The organism is Pontibacter sp. BAB1700 (genome assembly GCF_000277005.1).
GTDB lineage: Bacteria > Bacteroidota > Bacteroidia > Cytophagales > Hymenobacteraceae > Pontibacter > Pontibacter lucknowensis.
Window position 1 is genome coordinate 1 of record NZ_AKIS01000220.1, and the last position, 5,914, is coordinate 5,914.

At 40.4% G+C, this 5,914-nt stretch carries 5 protein-coding genes; 3 read left to right on the top strand and 2 right to left on the bottom strand.

The genetic code is table 11. The features are described from left to right. The first annotated feature begins 167 nt into the window (after positions 1–167). The 3 genes from O71_RS20190 to asnB all read left to right on the top strand — a co-directional run bounded on the left by O71_RS20190 (position 168) and on the right by asnB (position 4,341). Entirely contained in the window at positions 168–1,481 is a 1,314-nt protein-coding gene (locus O71_RS20190) for an MBOAT family protein (protein WP_007660814.1), read from the top strand. A 14-nt stretch (positions 1,482–1,495) separates the two neighbouring features. Beyond that, positions 1,496–2,437 carry a hypothetical protein gene (locus tag O71_RS20195; protein ID WP_007660815.1) on the top strand — a complete coding sequence of 314 codons (942 nt, stop codon included), beginning with the start codon at positions 1,496–1,498 and terminating at the stop codon, positions 2,435–2,437. A gap of 71 nt (positions 2,438–2,508) precedes the next feature. Next, positions 2,509–4,341: an asparagine synthase (glutamine-hydrolyzing) gene (gene asnB, locus O71_RS20200; RefSeq protein WP_007660816.1), complete on the top strand. Its 1,833-nt coding sequence runs from the start codon at positions 2,509–2,511 to the stop codon at positions 4,339–4,341. A 97-nt stretch (positions 4,342–4,438) separates the two neighbouring features. On the opposite strand, the gene O71_RS22265 is transcribed toward asnB, so the two are convergent. Further along, entirely contained in the window at positions 4,439–5,167 is a 729-nt protein-coding gene (locus O71_RS22265) for a polysaccharide deacetylase family protein (RefSeq protein WP_071530915.1), read from the bottom strand. A 405-nt stretch (positions 5,168–5,572) separates the two neighbouring features. Then, positions 5,573–5,914: heparin lyase I family protein (locus tag O71_RS20210; RefSeq protein WP_007660817.1), on the bottom strand; the 342-nt coding region annotated here is incomplete at its 5' end.

The following is a 5,914-nucleotide window of genomic DNA, read 5'->3' on the forward strand; positions in this document are numbered from 1 at the left end:
TATAAATTAAATAAAGAAAATAAAATAGGAACGCTTTATTTATCCAAGTCATGCTATTTAACTCATTTTCGTTCCTACTATTCTTTCCTAGCATTTGCTTGCTTTACTTTGCCTTACCCAACAGGTTTAGGTGGATACTACTACTAGTAGGAAGCTATTATTTCTATATGAACTGGATTCCAGTTTATGCGCTACTGTTATTGGTTTCTACGCTTATCACCTATTTCAGTGCCCTCTTAATTCACCAGGAACAGCATAGAATCAAAAGAAAGGTTTATCTAATTTTTAGTTTAGTATCTAATTTCAGCATTCTCTTCTTTTTTAAATATTTTAATTTTATCAATGATTCTGTATATGATCTACTTTCCCAACTTAATATAAGATGGGAAGTTTCTAACTTGCAAATACTACTTCCGGTCGGCATTTCATTCTATACCTTCCAGGCTGTTGGGTATTCAATAGATGTATATCGCAGAGACCTGAAACCGGAAAGTCACTTAGGTATATACGCTCTTTTTGTTTCTTTCTTCCCACAACTGGTTGCCGGCCCAATTGAGCGTGCCAGTAACCTACTGCCACAGTTTCGGCAGAAGTTTGACTTTGATTACAATCGAGCTGTGCAGGGGCTAAAGCTAATGCTCTGGGGTTTCTTTATGAAGCTTGTTGTGGCTGACAGACTATCCATTTATGTAGACGCCGTTTATAATAATGTCGACCAGCACGAGGGTACTACTCTGCTAATCGCCACCTTGTTCTTTACAGTCCAGATTTATGGAGATTTTGCAGGTTACTCCTACATTGCCATTGGAAGTGCAAAGGTGATGGGTTTTAACCTGATGACTAACTTCAATCACCCTTATTTTTCTAAATCTATCGCTGAATTCTGGAGCAGATGGCACATCTCCTTGTCTACCTGGTTTAGGGACTATGTTTATATTTCACTTGGTGGCAACAGAGTTTCCTTTCGTCGGTGGCAGTTCAACCTTCTTATCACATTTCTAGTTAGTGGCATTTGGCATGGGGCAAATTGGACCTTCCTGATCTGGGGAACTTTGCATGGCACCTTTATGATTGCTAGCAATTTAAGTAAAAAGTATTTCCCCAAAGCTTTGTGGAGTAAAATCTCTGTTAACAGTAACTGGTACTCAGGCTTACAAATACTTACTACAGTCTTACTGGTAGCTTTCACCTGGATACTGTTCAGGGCCAATAACGTATCAGATGCTTTCTTCATTATCAGCAAGATATTTACGACAGCCAATGCACCCTTTCTTGGGGATGGCAGGTCTTATATGGTGTATGCTGTGCTGGCCATTTTATTTCTTTTCACAGTAGAGTATATAAGAGAGTACCACCCGGAATTTGAGCTTTTCGAGAACAGGAAAGTTCAGGTGCGATATTTTTCCTATACAGCCTTGATCGTACTCATTCTTCTATTTGGGGTGTTCGATGGAGGGCAGTTCATATATTTCCAATTCTAAAAGTATAGGGCCACATGAACAGCCAATTTATTCTATTTTTGAAAAAACTCTCACTCCTACTCGTGATTCTCTTCGCTTCCGATTTTCTGATCGGCAACATACTGGAGTTTTTCTATTTCCGGATTAAATCTTCTGCACCGGAGCACTATACTACTTATGCGCTAAACAAAGCGGGAGAGGATATAATTGTTTTCGGCTCCTCTCGCGCACAACATCATTATGATCCCGAGCCATTTGAAGACAACTTGCATAAGTCCTTTTACAATACGGGTAAAGATGGTCAGGGAATTCTGTATTCTTATGTCGTGCTGAAGAGTATCCTGGAACGCTCAAATAAACCTCACATCATTTTGCTTGACATAAACCCGAACGAATTTCATTCAAGTCAACAAGACTACGACAGACTGACTGAACTGCTACCCTACTATCACTCAAACGATGTCGTAAAGCAAGTAGTCGACCTAAAGAGTCCATTCGAAAAGTTTAAAGCCTATTCTTACCTATACCGTTATAACTCATTGCTACTTACCATCATCATGCACAACCTACCCATCAAGGGAGATTATAACACCAAAGGTTTTGAGCCTATACCTGACAGAAAATGGAGTAAGAAACTAGAAGTATACGTCGCAGAAGAAAACATTGACACCATGGAAGTCAATCTGTTTAGAAGCTTCCTGATGGAGGCAAAGAAAGCAAACTGTGAGGTATATGTCGCTATTTCGCCTAGTTACCGTAAATACAGTACTCAGACCCAAAGCACCCAGATAGCGGAGACAATTTGTGAGGACTTGGGTATAAATCTGCTCAACTTTAACCAGGATACAGTTTTTCTCAACAACCCGTTACTGTTTGTCGACCCTACCCATTTAAACGAAACTGGGGCTGAGCTATACTCAAAGCTAGTATCAAATAAGTTGTCAACACATTATAATAAGTTGGTGACCGCTCAGTAGATCTATTCAATAGTGCATAATAAAATCACCAACCTGAAAACAACTTTGATAAGCCTTTAACTTACAATGCGATGTGTGGAATTGCCGGAATAATTCAGTTTGATAACCAAGCACCCCAGGAAGCTTCTTTAAGAACTATGATGCATAAAATGAAGCATCGAGGTCCAGACGATAATGGGGTTTTTATGGAAGACAACGTTGGGTTTGGGTTTGTAAGACTCAGCATCATTGACCTGTCACCAGACGGGCACCAGCCTATGATATCTTCAAATGAAAGGTATGTGCTCGTGTTTAATGGGGAAATCTTTAACTATGTAGAGTTGCGAGAGGAACTCACACAGAAAGGTGTTACTTTCAATACCAAAACAGACACAGAAGTACTGTTAAACGCCTACATTTACTGGGGTGAGGAGTGCATGCACCACTTCAACGGCATGTGGGCCTTTGCAATCTACGACCGGATGAACAAGTCAGTTTTTGCATCCCGAGATCGCTTTGGCATTAAACCTTTTTACTATCTGCATACTGATACATTCTTTGCATTTTGTTCCGAAATACCACCTCTACTTACCTTGATTAGTACTAAGCCCACAGCTAATTATCAGAGCATTTTTGATTATTTAGCTTTTAGCAGAACAGACCAGAATGAGAATACATTTTTCAACGAGATCAAGAAGCTGCAACACGGCTCTATGCTCAAAGTTACTAACAATCAAGTAAGAGTTGAAAAATGGTATGATTTAAAAGATAGAGTTGCAAACACTGAGACATTCAACGATCCGCAAGAATACCGTGAGCTGCTAGCTTCAGCAATTAAACTCAGACTTAGAAGTGATGTACCTGTAGGTGTTTGCCTAAGTGGCGGGTTAGATTCTTCGAGTATTGTTTCTGTGCTTCTTAAAGATTTTAATAAATCAGATCTAAATACTTTCTCAGCTGTATATGAAGATGGGCAATTTGGTGATGAGAAGCGCTTTATACATGAGTATACCCCGATATTAAAAAATATGCACTATACATCCCCTAGTGCAAAAACGCTGCAAAATGATCTCTACCATTTTATCAGAGCACATGCTGAACCCCTGCCTTCTACCTCGCCTTATGCACAGTACAAGGTCATGGAATTAGCAAAAGACAATGTAGTTGTTACGCTGGATGGTCAGGGGGCTGATGAAAAACTGGCAGGATATCATTATTTCTTTGGTTTCTTTTTTAAGGATTTACTCCGATCAGCACGGCTCGGCAAGTTAAGTGGAGAAGTATATCACTACATGGCCAGGCACCGTAGTTTATATGGCATAAAGGCATTCATCTACTTCTTGCTTCCTGAAAACTCTAGAACCTCACTTCGGGTTGATGAAAAGGGTTATATGGAAGCCTCATTTGTGGAAAGGTATAGTATGTCAAATGCAATTGCAGGACAACTTTATGGTTCAAATACTCTGAAGGACTCCCTACTGGATCACTTTGAAAATAAGTTAGAGCACTTGCTTAAGTGGGAAGATATCAACTCAATGCACTTTTCTCTAGAGGCAAGGGTACCTTTTCTGGATTATAGGTTGGTAGAGAAGACCTTAGCAAGTTCTGACAAATGGTCTATCCGTAACGGCATTACCAAATATATCCTGAGAGAAGCTATGAAAGGTACTTTACCTGAAAAGATTAGAATGCGCCAGGATAAAATGGGTTTCGGTACACCACAAGACGAATGGTTTAGAGAACCTGCATGGCAAAATATAATTACAGACCTTTTAAAGAGTAATTCCTTCAGGAAACGAGGCATCATAAATCCAAATTCTGCGCTCAGCAAGTATCAGGAACATCTTGAGGGAAAACTGAATATTGCAAAAGAAATCTGGAAATGGATTCATCTGGAACTTTGGTTCAGGGAATTTATTGATTAAGTAGAGATTAAATAAGTGTAATCATTTATCAGGACAATGGCTTAATTAAATTTGTTGCGACACGGTATAACTTCTATTTTGCTGATAACAGTTTGTATTACTTCTCCAGTATACCTATGTTAGCTTTTTCAATTTTATGATCAACAGCGTTACTACTGGGTGAGGAACTATTTGTAAATAGCTTTTTGATATTATTTATGGTAGGGTGCCACACCCCCACCATACGACATATGTTTTCTGCCAATGAAGCTCCCTCCAAAAGCCCTATGCGAGGTAGCTCAAAAACATGTATTAATTTTTGTCTTGTAAGATACTGCGGCACATTTGAGAAAGCCAGCTTGTACCCAGAATCCTTAAGGGCCTGAACTTCGCGAGTACCATAGTTCCCGTTTGGATAAGCAAAATAAGCTACTTCCTTATTTATCCAGGACTCAAGTTTTCGTTTGGAAATATTCAGTTCCTGATATACCTGCCTCTCTTCACAATTTGTAAGGACTGGATGAGAATGAGTATGACCTCCTATCGTTACTACAGAAGATAGCGATATCTTATATACTTGCTCAATAGTCATCGCTTCTCTCGTCAAGGTGTACCTCTTTTTAATTTTATTTACGACAGCTAAGCGTTCACAATTAGGCACCTTTTTGAGCGCTTCTATTCCTTTGCTGCTGCTTCCTGTTGTCCAGAGATTGAAATATGACCACCAGAATGTTCCTTCCTCTACTGGTTGTGTAGAAACAAAAATTGCTACAGGGACTTCGTATTTTGCAGCTATTTCTACAATGTTCGCTTCATTTGACTCCCATCCATCATCAACCGTAAGCAAAACTGCACCTTCGGGAATGGCATCTTACCATTAACAATACATTCTACATCTTTAACAGATAAGAACGTAAACTTCTGTTTGATAAGCCATTGTATGCATGATTCAAACTCTTTCAGTGAGGGATTATGAAAATACAACGAAAGAATGTGCTCCCCGTCCAAAGCCTTTAATTTGGCTCTTTTCACATTTCCAAGTAATATTAAAGCTTCCGCTATAACCCAAGAGCCTATATTTCTGATACTTAAATCCATAGTTACTTTTCAAACAGTAGTCGCCGATTACGGCGCAGGGTGGTTTAAAATTTAAAATCAACAGCTAACTTGAAACAGGTATAAGCAGTGGTTTGGAACTATACCTTTACTAGTCCCTTCAAAGATCCTCAGAGAGGTAATTATTCATTCGGATTTAAAGACTCTTTTTTAGAGGCTTCATGTCGGCGAACGAGGCGCTGGCCCCCCCTACGCGCACGTTGTCGTAGTAGAGCACGCGCTTGGGCGTGGTGGTCGTGCCGTCGTTCCAGGTGTCCTTGTAGATGCCGATCTTCCACTTAGGCAGGATGCCGTTGTCGTACATGTTGCCCCCGTTGTGGGTGTAGATCTTCTTGCCGTTGTGCCAGATCTCCACCAGGCCGTCGGAGCCGGGCGAGTGGACGAAGTGCAGCACGAACTCGTGCCAGGTGTCCTTGGTCACCTGACCCAGGTCGATGGTCTGCCGGTTGTCCTTGGTGCTGCCCACCCGGAACTGGAA